Source organism: Pseudomonas sp. FW305-70, assembly GCF_058783925.1.
In genome coordinates this window covers 235,049-255,763 of record NZ_JBYSYZ010000003.1, presented here as the reverse complement: position 1 = coordinate 255,763, position 20,715 = coordinate 235,049, and the positions used below count along the sequence as shown (strand labels likewise).

24 protein-coding genes are annotated in these 20,715 nt (G+C 59.2%); 6 read left to right on the top strand and 18 right to left on the bottom strand.

From position 1 onward, the window contains the following. Positions 1-13 precede the first annotated feature (13 nt). From AC3WN7_RS04110 to AC3WN7_RS04100, 3 genes are read right to left on the bottom strand one after another with little or no spacing between them, the layout of a single operon-like run. Positions 14-721, bottom strand: coding sequence for a PilW family protein (locus tag AC3WN7_RS04110; protein WP_102675263.1), 708 nt, complete (start codon positions 719-721; stop codon positions 14-16). Continuing rightward, a complete protein-coding gene (gene pilV, locus AC3WN7_RS04105) occupies positions 718-1,167 on the bottom strand; it encodes a type IV pilus modification protein PilV (protein ID WP_102675264.1) in 450 nt (149 codons plus the stop codon). The genes AC3WN7_RS04110 and pilV overlap by 4 nt, the downstream gene beginning before the upstream one ends. After that, entirely contained in the window at positions 1,164-1,637 is a 474-nt protein-coding gene (locus AC3WN7_RS04100) for a GspH/FimT family pseudopilin (protein ID WP_015096886.1), read from the bottom strand. Before AC3WN7_RS04100 ends, pilV begins: the two co-directional genes overlap by 4 nt. Before the next feature lie 124 nt (positions 1,638-1,761). Between AC3WN7_RS04100 and AC3WN7_RS04095 the strand changes: the two genes are divergently transcribed. Beyond that, a complete protein-coding gene (locus AC3WN7_RS04095; RefSeq protein WP_102675265.1) occupies positions 1,762-2,301 on the top strand; it encodes a GspH/FimT family pseudopilin in 540 nt (179 codons plus the stop codon). On the opposite strand, the gene ispH is transcribed toward AC3WN7_RS04095, so the two are convergent. From ispH to murJ, 6 genes are all read right to left on the bottom strand, one after another. Next, positions 2,270-3,217, bottom strand: a complete 948-nt coding sequence (ispH, locus tag AC3WN7_RS04090) for a 4-hydroxy-3-methylbut-2-enyl diphosphate reductase (RefSeq protein WP_015096888.1) — start codon at positions 3,215-3,217, stop codon at positions 2,270-2,272. The two genes, AC3WN7_RS04095 and ispH, sit on opposite strands and share 32 nt — an antisense overlap. Before the next feature lie 176 nt (positions 3,218-3,393). Further along, positions 3,394-3,831: an FKBP-type peptidyl-prolyl cis-trans isomerase gene (fkpB, locus tag AC3WN7_RS04085; protein ID WP_173862142.1), complete on the bottom strand. Its 438-nt coding sequence runs from the start codon at positions 3,829-3,831 to the stop codon at positions 3,394-3,396. A 7-nt stretch (positions 3,832-3,838) separates the two neighbouring features. Beyond that, on the bottom strand, positions 3,839-4,351 hold the full coding sequence (gene lspA, locus AC3WN7_RS04080; protein WP_007970932.1) for a signal peptidase II: 513 nt from the start codon (positions 4,349-4,351) through the stop codon (positions 3,839-3,841). Then, a complete protein-coding gene (ileS, locus tag AC3WN7_RS04075) occupies positions 4,344-7,175 on the bottom strand; it encodes an isoleucine--tRNA ligase (RefSeq protein WP_102675267.1) in 2,832 nt (943 codons plus the stop codon). Before ileS ends, lspA begins: the two co-directional genes overlap by 8 nt. Before the next feature lie 13 nt (positions 7,176-7,188). Then, the gene (gene ribF / locus AC3WN7_RS04070; protein WP_207258329.1) at positions 7,189-8,127 is read right to left on the bottom strand and encodes a bifunctional riboflavin kinase/FAD synthetase; all 939 of its coding nucleotides are present in this window, start codon (positions 8,125-8,127) and stop codon (positions 7,189-7,191) included. Between the two features lie 129 nt (positions 8,128-8,256). Next, positions 8,257-9,795, bottom strand: coding sequence for a murein biosynthesis integral membrane protein MurJ (gene murJ / locus AC3WN7_RS04065; RefSeq protein WP_095965650.1), 1,539 nt, complete (start codon positions 9,793-9,795; stop codon positions 8,257-8,259). Between the two features lie 252 nt (positions 9,796-10,047). Between murJ and rpsT the strand changes: the two genes are divergently transcribed. After that, a complete protein-coding gene (gene rpsT / locus AC3WN7_RS04060) occupies positions 10,048-10,326 on the top strand; it encodes a 30S ribosomal protein S20 (protein ID WP_007970922.1) in 279 nt (92 codons plus the stop codon). Between the two features lie 182 nt (positions 10,327-10,508). Here rpsT and AC3WN7_RS04055 read toward each other — a convergent pair whose 3' ends face one another. From AC3WN7_RS04055 to rplU, 5 genes are all read right to left on the bottom strand, one after another. Next, a complete protein-coding gene (locus AC3WN7_RS04055; RefSeq protein ID WP_008022496.1) occupies positions 10,509-10,973 on the bottom strand; it encodes a CreA family protein in 465 nt (154 codons plus the stop codon). A gap of 12 nt (positions 10,974-10,985) precedes the next feature. Then, positions 10,986-12,104 carry a glutamate 5-kinase gene (proB, locus tag AC3WN7_RS04050; protein ID WP_102675269.1) on the bottom strand — a complete coding sequence of 373 codons (1,119 nt, stop codon included), beginning with the start codon at positions 12,102-12,104 and terminating at the stop codon, positions 10,986-10,988. 133 nt (positions 12,105-12,237) lie between these two features. Beyond that, on the bottom strand, positions 12,238-13,461 hold the full coding sequence (cgtA, locus tag AC3WN7_RS04045; RefSeq protein WP_008022500.1) for an Obg family GTPase CgtA: 1,224 nt from the start codon (positions 13,459-13,461) through the stop codon (positions 12,238-12,240). Between the two features lie 195 nt (positions 13,462-13,656). After that, the gene (gene rpmA, locus AC3WN7_RS04040; protein ID WP_003281574.1) at positions 13,657-13,914 is read right to left on the bottom strand and encodes a 50S ribosomal protein L27; all 258 of its coding nucleotides are present in this window, start codon (positions 13,912-13,914) and stop codon (positions 13,657-13,659) included. A 35-nt stretch (positions 13,915-13,949) separates the two neighbouring features. Continuing rightward, on the bottom strand, positions 13,950-14,264 hold the full coding sequence (gene rplU, locus AC3WN7_RS04035; RefSeq protein ID WP_003176051.1) for a 50S ribosomal protein L21: 315 nt from the start codon (positions 14,262-14,264) through the stop codon (positions 13,950-13,952). 240 nt (positions 14,265-14,504) lie between these two features. Here rplU and AC3WN7_RS04030 point away from each other — a divergent pair, with 240 nt between their 5' ends. From AC3WN7_RS04030 to AC3WN7_RS04020, 3 genes are all read left to right on the top strand, one after another. Continuing rightward, the gene (locus AC3WN7_RS04030) at positions 14,505-15,473 is read left to right on the top strand and encodes a polyprenyl synthetase family protein (protein WP_102675270.1); all 969 of its coding nucleotides are present in this window, start codon (positions 14,505-14,507) and stop codon (positions 15,471-15,473) included. Between the two features lie 183 nt (positions 15,474-15,656). Continuing rightward, complete coding sequence (locus AC3WN7_RS04025) at positions 15,657-15,998, top strand: zinc ribbon domain-containing protein YjdM (RefSeq protein WP_007970912.1); 342 nt, start codon at positions 15,657-15,659, stop codon at positions 15,996-15,998. A gap of 199 nt (positions 15,999-16,197) precedes the next feature. Next, positions 16,198-16,455, top strand: a complete 258-nt coding sequence (locus AC3WN7_RS04020; RefSeq protein WP_095965651.1) for a PA4570 family protein — start codon at positions 16,198-16,200, stop codon at positions 16,453-16,455. A gap of 127 nt (positions 16,456-16,582) precedes the next feature. On the opposite strand, the gene bamJ is transcribed toward AC3WN7_RS04020, so the two are convergent. The 3 genes from bamJ to AC3WN7_RS04005 all read right to left on the bottom strand — a co-directional run bounded on the left by bamJ (position 16,583) and on the right by AC3WN7_RS04005 (position 18,315). Further along, positions 16,583-17,200, bottom strand: a complete 618-nt coding sequence (gene bamJ / locus AC3WN7_RS04015; RefSeq protein WP_007970907.1) for a BamJ family beta-barrel-assembly machinery protein — start codon at positions 17,198-17,200, stop codon at positions 16,583-16,585. Positions 17,201-17,320: 120 nt separating this feature from the next. After that, complete coding sequence (locus AC3WN7_RS04010) at positions 17,321-17,611, bottom strand: DUF6482 family protein (RefSeq protein WP_015096896.1); 291 nt, start codon at positions 17,609-17,611, stop codon at positions 17,321-17,323. 215 nt (positions 17,612-17,826) lie between these two features. Further along, on the bottom strand, positions 17,827-18,315 hold the full coding sequence (locus AC3WN7_RS04005; RefSeq protein ID WP_007970904.1) for a TIGR00645 family protein: 489 nt from the start codon (positions 18,313-18,315) through the stop codon (positions 17,827-17,829). 170 nt (positions 18,316-18,485) lie between these two features. Here AC3WN7_RS04005 and AC3WN7_RS04000 point away from each other — a divergent pair, with 170 nt between their 5' ends. Continuing rightward, positions 18,486-20,315, top strand: a complete 1,830-nt coding sequence (locus AC3WN7_RS04000; RefSeq protein ID WP_102675272.1) for a hypothetical protein — start codon at positions 18,486-18,488, stop codon at positions 20,313-20,315. A 6-nt stretch (positions 20,316-20,321) separates the two neighbouring features. Here the strand turns inward: AC3WN7_RS04000 and AC3WN7_RS03995 are convergent, their stop codons facing one another. Beyond that, positions 20,322-20,663 (bottom strand): PA4575 family protein, encoded by a 342-nt coding sequence (locus AC3WN7_RS03995; RefSeq protein WP_007970902.1) that lies wholly within the window; start codon positions 20,661-20,663, stop codon positions 20,322-20,324. Positions 20,664-20,715: the final 52 nt, after the last annotated feature.

Sequence of the window (20,715 nt, the reverse complement as noted above, 5' to 3'; positions counted from 1 at the left end):
CAATGGCATCCCCTCATGGCAAGCGGTTGCGTAGCGCGGCAACCACGTTGAAGGTTTGATCGCTCACCCGGCGGCTCGGATCGGTGAGGGTCAGGCTCAGGCGTACGCTACGAATCAGCGCGGGGTCCGGCGGGTTGCTGCTGTAGCGCGATGCTGCCAGATCAGTGGCCGTGCTGGCCAGGCCGAAGCTCACGTCGAAAGCGCGGACGTTATCCACCAATACCTGGGGTGCTGCGGCCCCGCCCTTCATGAGCAATTGGTTGTTGCTGAACCTGTAAGTCAGCCGCCGGATCGGAAATGCCTGCTGCCCTGCCGCTGGCGTCCGGCCTTCACTGTAGGCCGTCGAATGGATTCTACAATCGGAAAGCACGGTCCAGTCCGGTTTGTCGCCATTACCGCCGATATCCGCCATAACCAGCGTCAAACTGCGGCTACCATTGTCCCAACGGATCGGCGTTGTACGACTGGCATGGAAATCACCTTTCTCACTTGAATCAGTGATCGTTTCCAGACAACCGAACATCCCGACCATGCGGACTTCCTTAATCATTTTGCTCAACACGAAACGTGCATCCTCCTGCATGTTCGCGGCCGCACTCTGGCTGAGATAGGTGTTCTTGGCCGCGATGAAAACCTGCACCACGCCGAGCACCACGATCAGGCTCAATGCCAGGGCAATCAGCAACTCGACCAGGCCGAAGCCTCTGCTACGCCGACTCACGGGATCACCACCGGATCAATGGCCGTCCGGCTGCTCAGGACAAAGCTGCGCCGCGAGTCGGCAGCATTGGCAGCCCGTGAGTCGTCCCAGGTAATCGTGATGGTGTACACCTGCTGATTGACAGTGATACTGCCGGTCGCGGATGCACCGAGTGAGCTGACAATGTTGGCGTTGAAGTCAAACAGGTCCTGATCCCGGGCAATGTCCGGGTTGCCCAAAGCCGGAGGCGCAATGGTGTAGTCCGCAGCGGCATTGGTGCGAATGCGGTCCAGCATGTCGTAAGCGATAAAACTGGCCTGACTGGTCATGCGCGCGCTGTCCGTGTACTTCAGCGCATTGAGCTGAAACGCCGCTGCGCCCAGCAACCCCACTCCCAGAATGACTAACGCCACCAGGACTTCGACCAGCGTCATGCCCTCCTGCGAGCCTTGCATCCCTGCTCTCATCCGCAACGTCCACCCAATAGAATTCGGCCGTTCAAACACACTGTCAGCGTCCTGCTTTGTGCTCCTCGCCCATAGCTGATCACCACCTCCGAGGACGGTGATGACAATCCGCCCAGACTGTTGAAATCGATGGCAGTGACGCCAGAGGTTAGCGCCAGAGTTGCGCCGTTGCTCATCGCCGGAACAACCCGCAATACATTGGCCAAAGCGCCAGTACCGTCGTAAATCGCCAGCTCCCCACTCCAGACATCCCCGCCGGCTGTCGGCCGCACACGCGTGGTATTGCCCCGATCGATGGCTTCGAGCCGGGCAACATTCAACGCTCGTTTCAGGTCCGCGATTTCGGTATCAGCCCTGGTTGTCTGCGTCGAGCGGGTAAACGCCGGGACGGCCATAGTCAGCAGGATCAGAAGAATCGCGAGCGCGACCAACAACTCGATCAGCGTGAAACCTTTTGTACGATGCTCCATCGGGCCCTTCTGTTTCCTTCGGCTATACCTGCTGTTGCGCAGCACAACGTTCGAACGATGCTGTGCGTTGCCATTTCTCGCGCACGGATTGCGCGAGCCACAGCACGCCACGGAGGGAAATATCATGCGACAACACGGCTTCAGCCTGATCGAACTGCTCATGGGACTGGCAATTACAGGAATTGTTCTGCTTCTGGTCACTCCGGCGTTCGCAACGCTGATCGAGTCGAACCAAAGACAGCAAGCGGCGCAGGCTCTTTTCAGTGGTATTCGCACCGCCCGGAGCGAAGCCATCGTCCGCAACCAGGCCGTGGTGATTCACGGCATCAATGGCGACTGGAGCCAAGGCTGGCGGATGATCCTGGATATCAGCGGCAAAGGGGAGATGGACAGCGACAATCCACTGCTGGCCGAACGCCAAAGCGGCGCACGCGTGTCGATTGCAGGGAACGGTTCGGTCGAAAGCTCAATACGATTCAGAGGTCAGGGCGAAGCACTGATTGGAGGGACGTTACACATTTGCGCGGTTCGCGAACCGGTAAGCCGACACCAAGTGGTGTTGGCACGGACCGGTCGCGTCAGCCTGCGCAACGACAAGGTTGAGCAGGCGTTATGCGAAAAAAGGACTGAATTCAGAGCAACGAGCGAACGCGCAGTTCTTTAGGCATCGAGAACGTGATGTTCTCCTCGCGACCCGCCAGCTCATCGGCACCGGTGGCACCCCAGGCCTGCAACTGCTGGATCACGCCGCGCACCAGGACTTCCGGGGCGGATGCGCCAGCGGTGATGCCAATACGCTCGACGCCGTCGAACCAGCTCTTTTGCAGGTCTTCGGCACCGTCGATCAGGTAGGCCGGAGTGGACATGCGCTCTGCCAGCTCGCGCAAGCGATTGGAGTTGGAGCTGTTCGGGCTGCCGACTACCAGCACCACGTCGCACTCATCGGCCAATTGTTTGACCGCGTCCTGACGGTTTTGCGTGGCGTAGCAAATGTCGTCCTTGCGCGGTCCACCAATGGCCGGGAAACGCGAACGCAGAGCGTCGATAACGCGACTGGTGTCGTCCATCGACAAGGTGGTCTGGGTCACGAAAGCGAGCTTTTCAGGGTTGTTCACCTGCAACGCCGCGACATCTTTCTCGTCTTCGACCAGGTAGATCGCGCCACCGTTGCTGGCATCGTACTGGCCCATAGTGCCTTCGACTTCCGGGTGACCGGCGTGGCCGATGAGAATGCACTCTCGGCCGTCACGGCTGTAACGCGCCACTTCGATGTGAACTTTGGTCACCAACGGGCACGTGGCATCGAACACCTTCAGCCCGCGGCCAGCCGCTTCGCTGCGCACGGCCTGGGAAACGCCGTGTGCACTGAAGATCACAATGACGTCGTCCGGCACCTGATCCAGCTCTTCGACGAAGATCGCGCCACGGGAGCGCAGGTCTTCGACGACAAATTTGTTGTGGACCACTTCGTGGCGCACGTAGATCGGCGGCCCGAAAACTTCCAGGGCGCGGTTGACGATTTCGATCGCCCGGTCCACACCGGCGCAGAAGCCACGGGGGTTGGCGAGTTTGATTTGCATGCTGTGCCTCGTGTCTTGCGCGCGAAAAATGGTAATGCCCTGCCGTTCGTCGAACACCGTGTTCAAGAACAGCGAGGGTTTGGTGTGGGAGCGGGCTTGCTCGCGAATGCTGACTGACATTCAACATTGATGTCGTCTGACACACCGCTTTCGCGAGCAAGCCCGCTCCCACACTTTTACAACGCTTTGACGGAAATGATTTCCACGTCAAAGGTCAGCGTCTTGCCCGCCAGCGGGTGGTTGAAGTCGATGGTCACTTGCGCGTCGTCGAACTCTTTCACCACGCCCGGCAGTTCAGTATTGGCCGCATCGTTGAAGATCACCAGCAAACCCGGCGACAGTTCCATGTCTGCAAACTGCGAGCGCGGAATGATCTGCACGTTTTGCGAGTTCGGCTGGCCGAAGGCGTTTTCCGGCTCGATGCTCAGTGTACGCTTGTCACCGGCCTTGAAACCGAACAGGGCTGCTTCGAAACCTGGCAACAGGTTGCCGTCACCGACCTTGAAGGTCGCAGGGGCTTTGTCGAAGGTGCTGTCCACCGTGTCGCCATTCTCCAGGCGCAATGCGAAATGCAAGGTGACTTCCGTGTTCTGGCCGATGCGTTGCTCAGCCAATACCTGTTCAGTCATGAACGGTTTCTCCGGTCTTTTTACTTTTGAACATATCCAGTGCCAGCATGACAGCACCTACCGTGATTGCACTGTCGGCAAAGTTGAACGCCGGGAAATACCAGCGGTTCTGCCAATGCACCAGAATGAAATCGATCACATGGCCCAGGGCAATGCGGTCATACAGATTGCCCAGCGCGCCACCGAGTACCAGGGCCAGCGCAACCGCCAGCCAGGTTTCGTTGCGCCCCAGACGCTTGAGCCACACCACCAGCACCGCACTGACCACCACCGCGATCAAGGCGAACAGCCAGCGCTGCCAGCCGGAGCTGTCAGCCAGGAAGCTGAACGCCGCACCAGTGTTGTAGGCCAGGGTCCAGCTGAAGTAATCGGGGATGATCACGATCTGCTGGTACATCTGGAGCTTGCCTTCGAAGTAGAACTTGCTGGCCTGGTCGATGACCAGTACCAGCAAACTCAACCAGAGCCAGCTCAGCCGTCCGAAACGGCCAACGGCATTAGGCATAGTGACGGACCTCACCAGCGCCGCTGATGTTATCCACGCAACGACCGCAGATTTCCGGATGCTCCGGGTTCACGCCGACGTCTTCGCGGCAATGCCAGCAACGGGCGCATTTGGCGTGGGCCGACTTGACGATCTTCAGCTTCAGGCCGCTGACTTCAGTGACGACCGCGTCCTCGGGTGCCTTCACAAAGGGTGCAACGCTGGCAGTCGAGGTGATCAGCACGAAACGCAGTTCGTTGCTCAGCTTGGCCAGGTCGGCAGTCAGCGCGTCTTCGGCGAACAGCGTCACTTCGGCTTGCAGGTTGCCACCGACAGCCTTGGCTGCACGCTGGATTTCCATCTCTTTGTTGACCGCGACCTTCACTTCCATGATGCGGTCCCAGTAGGCGCGACCCAGCTCGAAGCCTTCCGGCAGTTCGCTCAGGCCTTCGTACCAGGTGTTGAGCATGACGGACTCGTTACGCTCGCCCGGCAGGTACTGCCACAGTTCGTCGGCGGTGAACGCCAGGATCGGCGCGATCCAGCGCACCAGCGCTTCGGAGATGTGGAACAGCGCGGTCTGGCACGAACGGCGGGCCTTGCTGTCGGCGCCGGTGGTGTACTGGCGATCCTTGATGATGTCGAGATAGAAGCCACCCAACTCCTGCACGCAGAAGTTGTGGATCTTCGAGTACACGTTCCAGAAGCGGTATTCGCTGTAGTGCTCTTGCAGCTCACGCTGCAGCAGCAGGGTGCGATCCACGGCCCAACGGTCCAGCGCCAGCATTTCTTCGGCCGGCAGCAGGTCGGTGGCCGGGTTGAAGCCGGTCAGGTTCGACAGCAGGAAGCGCGCGGTGTTACGGATACGCCGGTAGGCGTCCGCACTGCGTTGCAGGATCTGCTCGGAAACCGCCATTTCACCCGAGTAATCGGTCGAGGCAACCCACAAGCGCATGATGTCGGCGCCCAGGGTGTCGTTGACTTTCTGCGGCGCGATCACGTTGCCCAGGGACTTGGACATCTTGCGGCCGGACTCGTCGACGGTGAAACCGTGGGTCAGCAGTTCGCGGTACGGCGCGTGGTTGTCGATGGCGCAACCGGTCAGCAGCGACGAGTGGAACCAGCCGCGGTGTTGGTCCGAGCCTTCCAGGTACAGGTCGGCACGCGGGCCGGCTTCGTGGCCCATCGGGTGGGAACCGCGCAGGACGTGCCAGTGCGTGGTGCCCGAATCGAACCAGACGTCCAGGGTGTCGCTGATCTTGTCGTACTGCGGCGCTTCGGCGCCCAGCAGCTCGGCGGCGTCCAGCTTGAACCAGGCTTCGATGCCTTCGACTTCGACGCGCTTGGCGACTTCTTCCATCAGCTCGACGGTGCGCGGGTGCAGTTCGCCGCTTTCCTTGTTCAGGAAGAACGGGATCGGCACGCCCCAGTTGCGCTGACGGGAGATGCACCAGTCCGGACGGTTGGCGATCATCGAGTGCAGGCGCGCCTGGCCCCAGGCCGGAACGAACTGGGTGTCTTCAATGGCCTTGAGCGAGCGCTGGCGCAGGGTGTCACCGGTGGTCGGCTGCTTGTCCATGCCGATGAACCACTGCGCGGTAGCGCGGTAGATCAGCGGAGTCTTGTGGCGCCAGCAGTGCATGTAGCTGTGTTCGATGACGGTGGTGTGCAGCAGCGCACCGACTTCGGTCAATTTGTCGACGATGGCCGGGTTGGCCTTCCAGATGAACTGGCCGCCGAAGAACTCCAGCGAAGGCACGTACACGCCGTTGCTTTGTACCGGGTTGAGAATGTCGTCGTTGACCATGCCGTACTTCTTGCAGGTCACGAAGTCGTCCACGCCATAGGCCGGTGCGGAGTGAACCACGCCAGTGCCGGCACCCAGCTCGACGTAGTCAGCCAGGTATACCGGCGACAGGCGGTCGTAGAACGGGTGACGGAAGTTGATCAGTTCCAGCGCCGAACCAGCGGCGGTAGCGATCACCGAACCTTCCAGCGAGTAGCGCGCCAGGCACGACTCGACCAGCTCTTCAGCCAGCACCAGCAGCTTGTCGCCGACATCGACCAGGGCGTAGTTGAATTCCGGGTGGACGTTCAACGCCTGGTTGGCCGGGATGGTCCACGGGGTGGTGGTCCAGATCACGATCGAGGCCGGCTTGCCCAGGGCAGGCAGACCGAAGGCGGCGGCCAGCTTGGCTTCGTCGGCAATCGGGAAGGCCACGTCAATGGTCGAGGACTTTTTGTTCTCGTACTCGACTTCCGCTTCAGCCAGGGCCGAACCGCAGTCGAAGCACCAGTTCACGGGCTTCAAGCCCTTGAACACGAAACCGCCCTTGACGATTTCAGCCAGGGCACGGATTTCCCCGGCCTCGTTCTTGAAGTCCATGGTCTTGTACGGGTTGGCGAAGTCGCCCAGCACGCCCAGACGGATGAACTCGGATTTCTGCCCTTCGATCTGCTCGGTGGCATAGGCGCGGCACAGTTCGCGGGTCTTGTCCGCGCCCAGGTTCTTGCCGTGGGTCACCTCGACCTTGTGCTCGATCGGCAGGCCGTGGCAGTCCCAGCCCGGGACATAAGGCGCGTCGAAGCCCGACAGGGTCTTCGAGCGGATGATCATGTCCTTGAGAATCTTGTTCAGCGCATGACCGATGTGAATCGTGCCGTTGGCGTACGGAGGGCCGTCGTGCAATACGAACTTCGGACGATCCTTGCCAATCTCGCGCAACTTTCCGTACAGGCCAATACTGTCCCAGCGCTGCAGGATCTGCGGTTCGCGCTGTGGCAGGCCGGCCTTCATTGGGAAGGCGGTGTCCGGAAGGTTTAGCGTGGCTTTATAGTCGGTCATTTAAGGCTCTTCATTAGCGATAGGCGCTAGGTGCGGCTAGTGCACGGGCGGCGGCGACATCCGCGCTGATCGCCGTTTTCAGTGCCTCCAGAGAGGCGAAACGCTGCTCTTCACGCAGCTTGTGGTGGAAAACCACCGTTAAACGCCGGTCATACAGATCGCCGGCAAAATCTAAAAGATGCACTTCCAGGTGGGCTTTGCCATCACCTTGAACCGTGGGCCGCACGCCGATATTGGCGACGCCGGGCCAGGTCTTGCCATCGATCTCGACATCCACCAGGTAAACCCCGGTAAACGGTACGCGACGGCGCTTGAGTTGTATGTTGGCCGTGGGCGTACCCAACTGCCGAGCAAGCTTCTGGCCATGCAATACGCGACCGGCGATCCGGTACGGCCGTCCGAGGAGGCGTTCGGCCAGGGTGAAATCCGCGGCGGCCAGGGCATTGCGGACCTGCGTGCTGCTGACCCGGATGCCATCCAGCTCGACGGTTTGCGCCGCTTCGACGGTAAATCCCTGAAGGATGCCGGCCTGTAGCAGGAAATCGAAATCTCCCGCGCGGTCACAACCGAAACGGAAGTCATCACCGACCTCCAGGTGCTGGACACCCAGGCCATCGACCAGAATGGTGTCGACGAACTCGCTGGCGCTGAGCTTGCTCAGGCGCTGATTGAAAGCCAGGCACAGAACGCGGTCGACGCCTTCGGCGGCCAACAATTGCAGCTTGTCCCGCAGACGGGCCAGACGGGCCGGTGCAGTCTCCGGAGCGAAGAACTCGCGCGGTTGCGGCTCGAAAATCACCACGCAACTGGGCACGCCCAACTCGAGCGCACGCTCACGCAGCCGCGCCAGGATAGCCTGGTGGCCACGGTGTACACCGTCAAAGTTGCCAATAGTGGCGACACAGCCCCGATGCTGGGGGCGCAGATTGTGGAGGCCTCGAACCAGCTGCATAACGCGCTTCTTGCTCATAAAGTGGTCGATTATAACCACACCCGGCGGCCGACGACAGGCAACACCGTAACCCAAAGTGATCGAACCGACAAAACCGCCGGTTCGCCCGTGTTTATCGAGGCCGGAACCTCAGCCAAGCGTCTTGCGATTGAAGTCGCGCAAACGGAAGCCCATCAACACTAACATGCCGAAATAAGCCACCACACCGGCAATGACCAAGGCACCCAGACGCAGGAAACGCTCAAGCATCTGCCCCTCACCCCAGGCCGGCATGAAATGCATCCCGGCCAGCAACACGCCAGACATCACCGCCACCGCAATCACCAGCTTGAAGCCGAACTTTGCCCAGCCCGGTTGCGGCTGGTACATCTGCTGTTTACGCAGCTGATAGAAGAGCAGCCCCGCATTGAGGCAGGCGCCGGCGCTGATGGCGAGCGCCAGGCCCGCGTGAGCCAGAGGACCAATCAGCAACAGGTTGAACAACTGAGTGACGACCAGCGTGAAAATTGCGATTTTCACCGGCGTGCGGATGTTTTGTTGCGCATAAAAGCCCGGCGCCAGCACTTTAATCACGATAATCCCGAGCAACCCGACGGAATAGGCGATCAACGCACGCTGGGTCATGGCCGCATCATGGGCATCGAACTGACCATACTGGAACAGGGAAACCGTCAGCGGCTCGGCCAGAATCCCCAGCGCCAGGGCGCAAGGCAATACCAGCACGAAGCACAGACGCAGGCCCCAATCGAGGATGCGCGAGTATTCGTGGCGATCCTTGCTGGCGTAGGTCTTGGCCAGGGTCGGCAGCAAAATCGTCCCCAGCGCCACGCCCAACACCCCGGACGGCAGCTCCATCAAACGGTCGGCGTAGTACATCCACGACACGGAACCGGCAACCAGGAAAGACGCGAAGATCGTATTGATGATCAGCGAAATCTGGCTCACCGAGACACCGAGAATGGCCGGCAACATTTGCTTCATGACGCGCCACACACCGCTGTCACGCAGGTTCAGGCGCGGCAGTACGAGCATGCCAATCTTTTTCAGGTGCGGTAGCTGATAGAGCAACTGCGCCAGGCCGCCGACCAGTACCGCCCAGCCGAGCGCCATGACGGGCGGATCGAAGTACGGCGTCAAAAACACCGAAAAGATGATCATGCTGACGTTCAGCAGAGTCGGCACGAAGGCCGGTACCGAAAATCTGTTCCAGGTATTGAGGATCGCACCGGCCAACGACGACAGGGAAATCAGCAGGATGTAGGGAAAGGTCACCCGCAACAGACTGGAGGTCAGTTCGAATTTTTCCGGTGTGTCGGTGAAACCCGGCGCGGTGACCCAGATGACCCATGGCGCGGCGATCATGCCCAACACCGTGACCAGCGCCAGTACCAGCGTCAGCAGGCCCGAAACGTAGGCGATGAAGGTACGCGTCGCCTCTTCACCCTGCTGGCTTTTATATTCGGCAAGAATCGGCACGAACGCCTGGGAAAACGCCCCCTCGGCAAAGATTCGCCGCAGCAGATTGGGTAATTTGAAGGCGATAAAGAAGGCGTCAGTCGCCATTCCTGCGCCAAATGTGCGTGCAATGAGGGTGTCTCGGACAAATCCCAGAATCCGGGAAAGCATCGTGATAGAGCTGACGGCGGCCAACGATTTGAGCAGATTCATGGAAAGAGTTTGTGCCTGTCGATAAACAGCAGGCGAACTAAGCGCCTACTTGTGCGATACTCCGCGCCGCAACAGCACAGAGCCAAAGCTCGCGAGTTTACAGGTCACACGCCGGAAAGAAATATCCCGTCGCACCACGCCTACCACTTAGCGGAACGTTTCAAGCGCCCTTGACAAGACTTCAACTCATCGGCATGATTCGCGGCCTATTTTGTTTGCTATTTCCTAAAAAGTCTTTCGAGGAGCTCGACGGTGGCCAACTCACCTTCCGCCAAAAAACGTGCAAAACAGGCTGAGAAGCGTCGCAGCCACAACGCCAGCCTGCGTTCCATGGTTCGTACCTACATCAAGAATGTAGTTAAGGCCATCGACGCAAAAGACGCTGCCAAAGCTCAAGCCGCTTACGTTCTGGCTGTGCCAGTTATCGACCGTATGGCCGATAAAGGCATCATCCACAAGAACAAGGCCGCTCGTCATAAGAGCCGCCTGAATGGCCACGTCAAGGCCCTGAACGTTGCCGCTGCTGCCTAAGCGACACGCTCATTAAAAAACCGACCTCAGGGTCGGTTTTTTATTGCCTGCGATTTAGCAGGCACCGCAAAAAAATGTGGGAGCGGGCTTGCTCGCGAAGGCGGCGTGTCAGTCGACATCAATATTGACTGATACAACGCTTTCGCGAGCAAGCCCGCTCCCACAGTTTGTTTTGCGTCAAATTATTGGGCGTGCGCCCACGGCAAGATCGGAATCGCCGTCACCGCATTCTGCGGACTGCCCTCGATCAAGCGATCGCTGTACACCAGGTACACCAGCGTATTGCGCTTCTTGTCGAGGAAGCGCACCACCTGCATGGTCTTGAACACCAGGGACGTGCGCTCCTTGAATACCTCATCGCCATCCTTGAGCTCACCCTTGAAGCTAATCGGCCCGACCTGTCGGCAGGCGATGGACGCCTCGGCACGATCCTCGGCCAATCCAAGACCTCCCTTGACCCCACCCGTCTTGGCGCGCGACAGGTAGCAGGTCACACCATCGACCTTGGGATCATCAAAAGCCTCGACCACGATCCGGTCATTTGGCCCGACGAACTTGAACACCGTCGACACCTGGCCGATTTCCTCGGCCGAAGCCAGCAGCGGCATCGCCAACAGCAATCCCAATAATCCTTTTGCCACGCGCATTCAGGTATTCCTTCAGACCAGGATCAGGTTATCGCGGTGAACCAGTTCCGGTTCCGCCATGTAACCCAGCAGACCGACAATCGCCTCGGACGACTGACCAATGATTTTTTGTGCTTCCAGCGCACTGTAGTTGGCCAGGCCGCGGGCAATCTCACGACCGTCCGGCGCCACGCAAACCACCATCTCGCCACGACGGAAGCTGCCCTGCACCAATTTGACCCCGACCGGCAACAAGCTCTTGTTGCCCTGAGACAACGCAGTCACCGCACCGGCATCCAGCACCAGGGTGCCACGGGTTTGCAGATGACCGGCCAGCCACTGCTTGCGCGCCGCCAGCATGCCACGCTCCGGCGAGAGTAAGGTACCGATACGCTCGCCCGCCTTGAGGCGATCCAGCACACGCTCAAGCCGCCCACCCACGATAATGGTGTGAGCGCCGGAACGGGCCGCCAGACGCGCCGCACGCAGCTTGGTCTGCATACCGCCACGCCCCAGCGCCCCGCCCGTACCGCCCGCCACTGCATCGAGCGCCGGATCATCGGCACGCGCTTCGTAAATCAGCTGGGCATCCGGATTGTTGCGCGGATCGGCGTCGAACATGCCATCGCGATCCGTCAGGATCACCAGCAAGTCTGCCTCGACAAGGTTCGCCACCAGCGCCGCCAGGGTGTCGTTGTCGCCGAAACGGATTTCGTCGGTGACCACGGTGTCATTCTCGTTGATGACCGGAATGACTTTGAGCTCGACCAATGCGCGCAAGGTACTGCGGGCGTTCAGGTAGCGCTTGCGGTCGGACAGGTCGTCGTGGGTCAGAAGAATCTGCGCGGTATGCCGGCCGTGCTCGGCAAAGCTCGACTCCCAGGCCTGCACCAGCCCCATCTGGCCGATTGCAGCAGCGGCCTGAAGCTCGTGCATCGCACTGGGTCGCGAAGTCCAGCCCAAACGACTCATACCGGCCGCCACCGCCCCAGAGGACACCAGCACCAGTTCGATACCCGCCTCATGCAAGGCCACCATCTGCTCAACCCAGACACCCATTGCCGCGCGATCCAGGCCCTTGCCGTCCGCCGTCAGCAAAGCGCTGCCGATCTTCACGACCCAACGCTGCGCACCTGTCACCTTGCTCCGCATCATCTTCAACCTTAGCTTGAGGACAGCGCGACCTGGCACTGCCCGTGACGTTATTCGTGGCTATTCGCGACCAACGATTTACAGATACTAAAACGCCGCTCGATTGAGCGGCGCTTAAGTTTATCGCAACGAATCAGTCACGCACGTAAATGATTTCCGGACCGTCTTCGTCATCCACATCTTCTTCGTCCCAATCATCGTCGCCGATGTCGTGGACCGACTTCACGCCGCTGCGACGCAGGGCACGCTTGTCATCCAGCGCCTGCAGCTGCGCGCGGGCTTCGTCTTCGATGCGCTGATCGAGATCGGCCAGCTCTTCCTTGTAGGCCGGGTCATTGGCCAGGCGATCAGCACGATCTTCCATGTAACGCATGATGTCGTGGCACAGACGCTCGGTACCGAGCTTGGAGATGGCCGAGATCACGTACACCGGACCGGTCCACTCCAGGCGATCGACGATCTCCTTGACGCGAGCATCGTGCTCCTCATCAAGGATCTGGTCGCACTTGTTCAGGACCAGCCAGCGATCACGCTCCGCCAGGGACGGGCTGAACTTGATCAGCTCGTTGACGATCACCTCAGCGGCATCCGGTGCACTGGCGTCATCCAGCGGTGCCATGTCCACGAGGTGCAGCAGCAGACGCGTACGCGCCAAGTGCTTGAGGAAGCGAATGCCCAGACCAGCACCTTCGGAAGCACCCTCGATCAAACCCGGAATATCGGCAATGACGAAGCTCTTCCAGCGATCGACGCTGACCACACCCAGGTTCGGCACCAGCGTGGTGAACGGGTAGTCGGCAACTTTCGGCTTGGCAGCCGAAACCGAGCGGATAAAGGTACTTTTACCGGCGTTCGGCAAACCCAGCAGACCGACGTCAGCCAGAACTTTCATTTCCAGCTTCAGGTCGCGCTGCTCACCCGGCTTGCCCGGAGTAGTCTGGCGCGGCGCACGGTTGGTACTGGATTTGAAACGGGTATTGCCCAGACCGTGCCAGCCACCCTGCACGACCATCAGTTTCTGACCGGCCTTGGTCAGATCGCCGATGACCTCCTGAGTCGCGGAGTCGATCACCGTGGTGCCGACCGGAACGCGCAGGATCAGGTCTTCACCCTTCTTGCCGGTGCAGTCGGTGCTGCCGCCATTGGAGCCACGCTCGGCATCGAAGTGCCGGGTGTAACGGTAGTCCACCAGGGTATTGAGGTTTTCGTCGGCCATCATGTAGATGGAACCGCCATCACCACCGTCACCACCGTTCGGACCACCGTTTTCGATGAATTTTTCGCGACGGAAACTCATGCAGCCATTGCCGCCGTCACCGGCTTTTACTCGAATCGATACTTCATCAACAAACTTCATAACAAACGCCTCTCGCCATACGGACGAGCCGAAAAACAATCAAGACATAAGACTCTTGCAAAAATGAGCGCAGCGACCCCAAACCACGACACCTACATCGTACGCCGACAGCCCATACAAACAGCTTTGCAAGAGACTCACCCCACAAACGAAAAAGCCCCGTCGCGAGACAGGGCTTTTCCAGCGATCGCGCAATTAAGCTGCGACTACGCTCACGTAACGACGACCGAAGGCGCCTTTTACTTCGAACTTGATCACGCCTTCGACTTTAGCGAAGAGGGTGTGATCCTTACCCATGCCAACGCCGTAGCCAGCGTGGAATTGGGTACCGCGCTGACGCACGATGATGTTGCCTGCTTTGATAGCCTGGCCGCCATACATCTTCACGCCAAGGCGTTTGGCTTCTGAGTCGCGACCGTTACGGGTACTACCACCAGCTTTTTTGTGTGCCATGAGTTCAATTCTCCTAGTGAGGAATTAGGCTGAAATTAAGCCTGAATACCGGTGATTTTGATCTCGGTGTACCACTGGCGGTGGCCCATACGCTTCATGTGGTGCTTACGGCGACGGAACTTGATGATGCGGACTTTATCGTGACGACCTTGGGAGATCACTTCAGCCACAACGGTAGCGCCAGCAACAACTGGAGCGCCGATATTCACGTCGTCACCGTTGGCAACCAACAGAACGCGATCAAAGGTAACGGATTCGCCGGTAGCGATTTCCAGTTTTTCGATCTTCAGGTATTCACCTGGGGCGACTTTGTACTGCTTGCCGCCAGTAACGATTACTGCATAAGACATGGTATTTCTCCGATAATCCTGCTCACCCAGCTCTTTATAAGAAGAGGTATTGGCTGGCATGGCTGCATGGGGCTGGAAGGCCCGCTTGCAATTGCGTAAGGCAGGTGCTGCCCAGGAAGTTCAGGGTGCGCGATTGTACGCAAGGCACGAGCGCCTTGCAAGGGGCCGTCCATCGCGCCTTGACACCTGCTGGCGTGGGTCCTAGCATGCCGCGCAACCCTTCTGGAGCGACTGTCGCTGATGCAACCCCAAGCTTTCTACCGCGCGGTGGCGGACGATTTTAGCGCCGTTGACGGCATCATCAAGAAGCAGCTGACTTCGCGGGTGCCGCTTGTATCGAAAATCGGCGATTACATCACCTCGGCCGGCGGTAAACGCCTGCGCCCCTTGTTAGTGCTGCTGTGTGGCAAGGCCCTGGGCCGTGAAGGCGACGAACTGCGCCTGTTGGCCGCCACCATCGAGTTCCTGCACACCGCCACCCTGCTGCATGACGACGTGGTCGACATGTCCGGTATGCGCCGTGGCCGCTCGACCGCCAACGCCATGTGGGGCAACGCGCCAAGCGTGCTGGTCGGTGACTTCCTGTATTCGCGCTCCTTCGAGATGATGGTCGAACTGGGTTCCATGCCAGTGATGAAGATCCTTTCGCAAGCCACGCGCATCATCGCCGAAGGCGAAGTGCTGCAGCTGTCGAAGGTGCGTGACGCCAGCACCACCGAAGAAACCTACATGGAAGTCATCCGCGGCAAGACCGCGATGCTCTTCGAAGCCTCGACCCACAGTGCCGCCGCTCTGTGCGAAGCCTCGCCGGAACAGGCCGAAGCCCTGCGTACATTCGGGGATCACCTGGGGGTGGCCTTCCAGCTGGTCGACGACCTGCTTGACTATAAAGGCGACGCCGAGACCCTGGGCAAGAACGTCGGTGACGATCTGGCCGAAGGCAAGCCGACCCTGCCGCTGATCTACACCATGCGCGAAGGTACGCCGGAACAGGCCGCCCTGGTGCGCAAGGCGATCCAGAAAGGCGGAATCGAAGACCTGGAAAGCATCCGCGAAGCCGTGGAAGCCTCGGGTTCGCTGGAGTACACCGCGCAACTGGCCCGCGATTATGTGGCCCGCGCGATCAAGTGCCTCGAAGCGCTGCCCGCCAGCGAATACCGCGATGCGCTGGTTGAACTGAGTGAGTTCGCGGTAGCCCGCACGCACTGACACGAAGATCCCTTGTGGGAGCGGGCTTGCTCGCGAATGCGGCGTAACAGTCGACGGAGATGTTGGATGTGAGTCCGTCTTCGCGAGCAAGCCCGCTCCCACAGGTTTTTCGTTGCTGCCCTCTCCCGCCTAAAACCCTATATAATGTGCGCTTTTTAACGATCCTGAATCCAAGGAGCCTTAGTGAGCACGCTGCCACCCTGCCCAAAATGCAATTCCGAATACACCTACGAAGACGGCACCCAGCTGATCTGCCCCGAGTGCGCCCACGAATGGTCCGCCAGCGGTGAAGCCGAAGCGGCGTCCGATGACACAGTGAAAAAGGATTCGGTCGGCAATGTCCTGCAGGACGGCGATACCATCACCGTGATCAAGGACCTCAAGGTCAAGGGTACGTCCCTGGTGGTCAAGGTCGGCACCAAGGTCAAGAACATCCGCCTGTGCGATGGCGATCACGACATCGATTGCAAGATCGACGGCATCGGCCCGATGAAACTCAAGTCCGAGTTCGTCAGAAAAGTCTGATCCTGCTGTTATCCATCCCGCGCCCCGCACGGGATGGAGCCCCCCCCCGCTTCGCCCGGTCAATCCAGGTAATAGCCAGACGCCAGTCCTTTTGACCTGACGCAATCTTTACCCGGAAAAAAGCGCAAACCGCCAATAGGCCCTTGCTATTTGATGAATAAGAATTATTCTCATCAAACCCTCAGTGGAGATGAGAACCATGACTTATTTGATCGATGCCTGGCTAGACCGCCCACACCCTTACCTCAGGATCCTGCATCGGGAAACCGGGGAAGTCTGTGCCGTGCTGGAAGAGGAAGCCTTGAACGAGCTGCAGGACCAGGGTGACCTTGACGTCAACGGCCTGAGCTCAAGCGAGCCGGTGGTGCTCAAGGAACTGGTGCGCAATCTGTTTCTGTTCTGCTATGCCCGGGCGTTGCGCCCGCACAGTGAACTGCACCACAAGATCGAACTATGAGAAACGTCGCAAGACTCTGTAGGAGCGAGCCTGCTCGCGAAAAACTCAAAGACACGCGTTCATTCAGAATGCCCGCGTAATCGTTGACGCCCATCGCGAGCAAGCTCGCTCCTACAGGTAATCGGTGTTACAGAACGTCAAGCAGCTCGACGTCGAACACCAGTACGCTGTGCGGCGGGATGCCGCCAACGCCTTGAGCGCCGTAAGCCAGTTCGCTCGGCACGTACAGGCGCCATTTGCTGCCGGCGTTCATCAGTTGCAGGGCTTCGGTCCAGCCGGCGATCACGCCGCCAACCGGGAATTCTGCAGGCTGGCCGCGCTCGTAGGAGCTGTCGAACACAGTGCCGTCGATCAGGGTGCCGTGGTAGTGAGTACGCACGGTGTCTTCACGGGATGGCTTGGCGCCTTCGCCAGCAGTCAGAACTTCGAACTGCAGGCCGGAAGCCAGAGTGGTGATGCCTTCACGCTTGGCGTTTTCAGCCAGGAAAGCCAGGCCTTCGCCAGCGGCCGCTTCAGCCTTGGCTGCAGCTTCGGCCTGCATGATTTCACGGATGACCTTGAAGCTGGCGGACATTTCTTCCTGACCCACACGGCTTGGCTTGCCGGCGAATGCGTCGGTCAGACCCGCCAGGATCGCGTCCAGGCTGACGCCCGGTGGCGGATTGTCACGCAGTTGGTCGCCCAGCTGACGGCCAATGCCGTAGCTGACGCGGGTTTCGTCGGTGGACAGATTTACTTCGGACATGACACTGCTCCGCTGTGCGGACGGCCTGGAACTTGCCGTGCGTGCACAGCGCGTCCCGGAGCGCCCGGAACCAAAAGGGCCAGCAGACTAGCACAGATGTCATGCCATTGATGAGGGACGTCAGGCGATCGGCACCTTCAGGGTATCCTGCACATCGGCAACCAGCCCGCACATCTCGTCATGCACGACGGTGTGCACAAGGTTGAAGTGCAGCTTGGGAAAGGAGCGCAGCACATCACGGGCATGCTCCACCGAACGCAGGCTCATCATGTGCCCGTGCGCATCGCTCAATGGATACGCCGCGCCGTGCATCCGAGCCTCCAGCAGGTAGATGCCGCCCTCCATGGAGATCAGGTTCAGCTCATCGACCTTCCCGGCGACGGCATAGGCATTCAACTCTTGCAGGTTCATGTACGCACCTCACGCAATGGCGAGCCAACATACTTACAGGGATAGGCTTCGGTGCATCAAAGCACAAGCCACTGGCCGGACCGTTTGTCTGTTATCGCGAGAGGTTGTGGCGAGCGAGCTTGCTCGCGCCGGGCAGCGGAGCAGCCCAAAAAAAGCGGGATCGCTTCGCAATCCAGCGGGAGCAAGCTCCCTCGCCACAAGGGAGCCTGACCGAATCAGTGCTTGGTGACTTTATCCAGGTAACCCATGGCAAATGCCGAAACCACGAAGGTCATGTGGATGATCACATACCACTGCAGATGCTCGGGGTCGACGTTCTTGGCGTCCATGAAGATGCGCAGCAGGTGAATGGACGAGATTGCCACGATCGACGCGGCCACTTTCATCTTCAGCGACGAAGAGTCCATGGTGCCGAGCCAGTTGAGCTTTTCCTTGCTGTCGTCGATGTCCAGTTGCGAGACGAAGTTCTCGTAGCCGGAAATCATCACCATCACCAGCAAACCGCCCACCAGCGCCATGTCGATCAACGACAGCAGCACCAGGATCAAGTCCGATTCGGCCATCGAGAACACGTTCGGGATGACGTGGAAGACTTCCTGGAAGAATTTCAGTGCCAGCGCCAACAGCCCGAGGGACAGGCCGAAATAGATCGGCGCCAGCAGCCAGCGCGAGGCGTACATTGCATTTTCGATAAAGCGTTCCATTGAATCTCACATGTGGACTGTAAATGGCGGCGAGTATATCAGTCGCCCGCCCCTATCCAGAAGCTGCCAGAAAACGTCGAAAAATCCGCCACCTGCACCTGTGTATCAAGGTTTTTCTGCTAGTGTCCAAATCATTGAACGCTCAGTGATATTGGACAGGAAGACTGGAAATGGATGTGCGATTGCCTTTGACGAGTGCCGGAATTTGCCTGGCACTGCTGCTAAGTGGCTGCTCACCCAGCGATGAAAAACGCCAGGTCAGCCTCGAAGAAAAAACCGCGCAGTTCGAAAAGTCGCTGGACGCCATCCAGGATCCGAAGCTCAAGGATGCCGTGTCGGAGCTGGGCGGCTCACTGCTGCTGCTCGAGCGCGCGCAACTCAAGCTCGACAGCAAACCAGTGGAAACCGAATACGGCGAAGACGCCCTTGCCATGCTCAAGCACTACCCGACCCCGCAAGCCCTGGTCGACACCTACATCAACGGGTTGTTCGTGCTGCAAAAGGATTCCAGTTCCGACTACCTGACCGATCTGCAACCGGTGTTTCCCTTCACGTTCAGCGTTCCTGCCGCGTTTTTGTTTCCCCACGGCCTGGAGTGGCAGTCCGTCACCCTGAGCAATAAACGGGTCATTGCCTTCCAGTCGGAATGGTCGGAAACCGACCCCGGCATTCAACTCAGCCCATCGAGCTCCAACCTGACCAACCCCGATGACCTGACAGTGTCTTACCCCTTCATCGAAGGCCTCGACATCGACAAAAAAAACCAGCCGCAGCCCGTGAGCCTGCAGGGTAAGGTCGAAGTCATCGCGCCCCGCCGGCTCTACAGTTTCGACCTGACGAAAAAGGACATCGGCCAGACCCGCACCAATGACAACCTGAGCGTCACCTTGCTCACACTGACGAACAACTACGCAGAAATCGAATACAACGACAGCGCGCCGCTGGCGCCTGAAGTCAGTGAAACACCACTGAACCCGTTGATCGTCCAGGCCAGGGACAGCACCGGGCAATACATCACGCGCGCAGGTTCGATCAACGAAACCGCGGCACAAATTGCCTTCTATCGGCAGCAACTGGCCAAGATGCAGCAACAACAGAGCTGGAGCGAGGCGCTGGAAAAGCAACTGGACGAAGAACAACGCACCTTTGAGAAACGGCAGACCCGACGCTATTCAAAGGTATATTTCAACGGGACGATCGAAACACTCGAAGTCAGCATGCTGGATTTTTCCGCCGTCACGGTCACCCGCAAGGACCTTGACCTGCCGGTCCGGCACTTCGATGCCGAGACCCCGGACAAGGGCATTCAGCCCTTGAACCTGCCTGTGGTGGTCTATGACGACCAGGCCGCAACCTGGCTAAAAGGGGCAACGCTGAGCGAGGATCAACTGAAAAAGAACGTCAGCATCAGCCAGTCGGTCGACGACCCCAGCGCTGCTCGAATCGAATTCACCCATCTGCGCAGCTTCAACGATGAACTGCTGGGCACCTCGCTCAACCCCGGTGAAAGCCCGGTGAGCTTCTTTACCGAAGACACTCTTGGCAAACGCGACGAACCGATCGAGCTGCCACCGGAGGCCTACCAGATCGATCCACTGCGCGGCACCATCACCTACGATCTGAATCTGTTTCCGGAAACGCCGGCCTACGCAGTGGGCTCGATGCCGTTGTTCCTGGCCACGATCGAGCAAAAAAGCCTCGATACCCGTCAACTGCCCAAAGGCCTTGAGCTCAAGGACAATGCTCTGATAGTGAATCTGAAGGTGTTTCCCGCTCAGGACTGGCGCTTTTTCGCCAAGGACGACAGTGGCAATTACTTGAAGGAAATTCTATCGGTCAGCCGTGGCGCGAACGCACAAGGCCGGGCGCAATTTGCCGTGCATTACTTCTACGGGCAGCCTACGCGCCTGGAAACCTATCAGCGCACTGACCTCGCCACCGTGCAATATGGTTTCGAGGTCAAACTCGACAAGGCTGACATGACACGCCTTGATCAATAGTGCGACTCAGTGCTCGGGGTGAAACTCGAAGCCGCCCAGGTTACGGCAGCGACCACCGTTGATTTCCCGCAATTGGGCTTGCAGGTGCAGGCACCAGATTTGCGGATCGTCGGCCAACTCGTAGCCATGCAAGGTCAGGCTTTCAACGATGGTGTCGAGGATTGATTCAGCGGCGATTGGACCATGAAACGGGCCTTGGGCCTTGATGGCCGAAGGTTGTTCACCGGCCATTCCGGCGGCGAACAACAGAGTCCACATGCCCGTGTCTCCTGCCAACGGACGGATGGCACACTCGATACGGGTCACAAGGCCCAGGCATTGACGGGTGAGGCAGAGGTTGCGCGACATGGCGGCGACCCTCGGTAGATCCGGTATTCAGCCCCCATGTGAAGGCTGTTTC

What these genes read in the sequence shown, in the direction of transcription:
- murJ (WP_095965650.1), bottom strand. Translation starts at nt 9,795, where the DNA reads ATGAATCTGCTCAAATCGTTGGCCGCCGTCAGCTCTATCACGATGCTT.
- AC3WN7_RS03995 (WP_007970902.1), bottom strand. Translation starts at nt 20,663, where the DNA reads ATGTCGCGCAACCTCTGCCTCACCCGTCAATGCCTGGGCCTTGTGACC.
- AC3WN7_RS04005 (WP_007970904.1), bottom strand. Translation starts at nt 18,315, where the DNA reads ATGGAACGCTTTATCGAAAATGCAATGTACGCCTCGCGCTGGCTGCTG.
- AC3WN7_RS04055 (WP_008022496.1), bottom strand. Translation starts at nt 10,973, where the DNA reads ATGCGCGTGGCAAAAGGATTATTGGGATTGCTGTTGGCGATGCCGCTG.
- AC3WN7_RS04020 (WP_095965651.1), top strand. Translation starts at nt 16,198, where the DNA reads ATGACTTATTTGATCGATGCCTGGCTAGACCGCCCACACCCTTACCTC.
- AC3WN7_RS04100 (WP_015096886.1), bottom strand. Translation starts at nt 1,637, where the DNA reads ATGGAGCATCGTACAAAAGGTTTCACGCTGATCGAGTTGTTGGTCGCG.
- rpmA (WP_003281574.1), bottom strand. Translation starts at nt 13,914, where the DNA reads ATGGCACACAAAAAAGCTGGTGGTAGTACCCGTAACGGTCGCGACTCA.
- AC3WN7_RS04095 (WP_102675265.1), top strand. Translation starts at nt 1,762, where the DNA reads ATGCGACAACACGGCTTCAGCCTGATCGAACTGCTCATGGGACTGGCA.
- ribF (WP_207258329.1), bottom strand. Translation starts at nt 8,127, where the DNA reads ATGCAGCTGGTTCGAGGCCTCCACAATCTGCGCCCCCAGCATCGGGGC.
- ileS (WP_102675267.1), bottom strand. Translation starts at nt 7,175, where the DNA reads ATGACCGACTATAAAGCCACGCTAAACCTTCCGGACACCGCCTTCCCA.
- lspA (WP_007970932.1), bottom strand. Translation starts at nt 4,351, where the DNA reads ATGCCTAATGCCGTTGGCCGTTTCGGACGGCTGAGCTGGCTCTGGTTG.
- bamJ (WP_007970907.1), bottom strand. Translation starts at nt 17,200, where the DNA reads ATGTCCGAAGTAAATCTGTCCACCGACGAAACCCGCGTCAGCTACGGC.
- AC3WN7_RS04030 (WP_102675270.1), top strand. Translation starts at nt 14,505, where the DNA reads ATGCAACCCCAAGCTTTCTACCGCGCGGTGGCGGACGATTTTAGCGCC.
- rplU (WP_003176051.1), bottom strand. Translation starts at nt 14,264, where the DNA reads ATGTCTTATGCAGTAATCGTTACTGGCGGCAAGCAGTACAAAGTCGCC.
- ispH (WP_015096888.1), bottom strand. Translation starts at nt 3,217, where the DNA reads ATGCAAATCAAACTCGCCAACCCCCGTGGCTTCTGCGCCGGTGTGGAC.
- AC3WN7_RS04000 (WP_102675272.1), top strand. Translation starts at nt 18,486, where the DNA reads ATGGATGTGCGATTGCCTTTGACGAGTGCCGGAATTTGCCTGGCACTG.
- AC3WN7_RS04010 (WP_015096896.1), bottom strand. Translation starts at nt 17,611, where the DNA reads ATGAACCTGCAAGAGTTGAATGCCTATGCCGTCGCCGGGAAGGTCGAT.
- pilV (WP_102675264.1), bottom strand. Translation starts at nt 1,167, where the DNA reads ATGAGAGCAGGGATGCAAGGCTCGCAGGAGGGCATGACGCTGGTCGAA.
- proB (WP_102675269.1), bottom strand. Translation starts at nt 12,104, where the DNA reads ATGCGGAGCAAGGTGACAGGTGCGCAGCGTTGGGTCGTGAAGATCGGC.
- cgtA (WP_008022500.1), bottom strand. Translation starts at nt 13,461, where the DNA reads ATGAAGTTTGTTGATGAAGTATCGATTCGAGTAAAAGCCGGTGACGGC.